The sequence below is a fragment of the Ruegeria sp. CDSA089 genome (assembly GCF_059612205.1).
Genome location: NZ_JBXWQD010000028.1, coordinates 1 through 1588, shown reverse-complemented (window position 1 = coordinate 1588; position 1588 = coordinate 1). Strand labels below are relative to the sequence as shown.

Annotated in this window: 2 protein-coding genes; both read right to left on the bottom strand. The window is 52.3% G+C overall.

Annotated features, from left to right (window positions below):
- Positions 1-303: 303 nt before the first annotated feature.
- Positions 304-1122, bottom strand: coding sequence for a TerB family tellurite resistance protein (locus AC2FJ6_RS20805; protein ID WP_170775613.1), 819 nt, complete (start codon positions 1120-1122; stop codon positions 304-306).
- Between the two features lie 20 nt (positions 1123-1142).
- On the bottom strand, positions 1143-1588 hold a 446-nt coding region (locus tag AC2FJ6_RS20800), incomplete at its 5' end, for a hypothetical protein (protein WP_496669858.1).

The window sequence follows — 1588 nt, the reverse complement described above, 5'->3', positions numbered from 1 at the left end:
GGGGCATTTCTCGGAGGGTTTAGCCCCAAGCGCCTACAGTCGTTCCATGTTCTGATGAGCTGGCTGGGGTGGTAGGAATCCTTGCCGTCCGATGATTGTTATCGGCTTTTTGGCGAAGCCCGAGAAACTGGGGCGGTTCCGGGGGCAATTCTGACCGCTAGAGAGGCCGTTAGAGGGTGCCAGCAGGTGCTGACGAGACCGCTAGAGGACCGTCCACTGGCGCTGGCTGGACCGCTGACGACTGGTTCCGGGTGCTGAAGACTGGTCGCTGGTGCTGGCGGTTGGGGGGCTTTGGCTTGGGTGCTAACCCTCCCTCTGCAAAAACTGAGGCATCCTAAACCAAGGGTCCTTGGGTAAGAAGTCTTCCACGTGCCTAATTGCCAGTTCCTCCATTTCGTGAATTTGCCCATCCGCATTGGCAATCTCGTTCAAAAGGGCGACGACTTTTTCGCGAACCTTCTTGTGATTGCAATCTTTGCTTTCCAAAGTGAACCTCCGCAGTCCTTCAGTAAGCTGTTGCAATGTTAAATCGTCCAGCTTGACCCGGAAAACGTCTAACGCGGCATTTACGAACTTCTCATCATACCCCCAATCATCGACAAAATATGAGCGTATAACATCGAGCTCGTCGTCCGTTATGCTTCCATCGGCTGCAGCAATTTTCAAAGTCAGAGGGGCAAGTAAATCAAACAGCCCTACTGCCAGCACATCGAGTGGGGTGTTGATAAACTTTGGAATGACTTCCACGCGCTCGCTATCGAGCCCCTTCATTAGCCGAATTATTCCGAAGTAGGCCCCGCCAGAAACGACGCTGGCTGCAATTATCCATCCGATGGGAGTAACTGCTGCTGCGATCCCAAAGAACCCAAGTATGCTAGTTGCGGTCGTGCCAAAAAACGTGGAGGCAACGGTGGCTGATCCAGCGAATCCTGCTCCTGCTGCGGATGCTCCTGCGACGTCCCAAAGCTCAAAAGCCGCATTTCGTAGGGTCAATGTTTGATAGGCTTTGTCTCCGATTTCTAATCGCGCTTTGAAACGAAGGGGGTCGGCAACTACGCAGTCCGCTGAGTTCAATGCGGCCCTCGATATGGCGTCAGACGGGTCGATCACTTTTCTGCCCATAATTATTCCGGCTCATAGACTTAGGTTTTCAAAAGTTCGAAACGCGCCAAAGAAGTTCGAATACTTCGCTCAGCAGCTTTGTCCGCAATGTCCACGGCAGCACCCACCGTCATTCCAAAAATAACTAATAGCGGAGTTACGACTGGTCCGAGCACCCACCCAATCACCGGGATAGAACTAACAAGTGCCCCGGCTATCGCTCCGAAGACAGCACCGAAGCTTGTGTTCGGATATGTCTTGATAACTTCAAGAACCGTCTCAAGAACCTTTTGGCCGATCTTGATGACCGTCTCCCCTACGCGGATTACCTTCGTTGCGATTTGAAACAGAAGTACCTTTGCGTCAGCCGAGACCGCCAAATTGTCGATCTTTGCCTTCAGTTCTCCAGACTGTCTGACGTCAGCGCCAATGGGACAGTTTAGGTTGATTTGATAAGAGAGGGTTTCTGGCTCATCGTAACCGCTAA

Excerpts from the sequence above, each read along its gene's own strand:
- AC2FJ6_RS20805 (WP_170775613.1), bottom strand. The coding sequence starts at position 1,122 with ATGGGCAGAAAAGTGATCGACCCGTCTGACGCCATATCGAGGGCCGCA.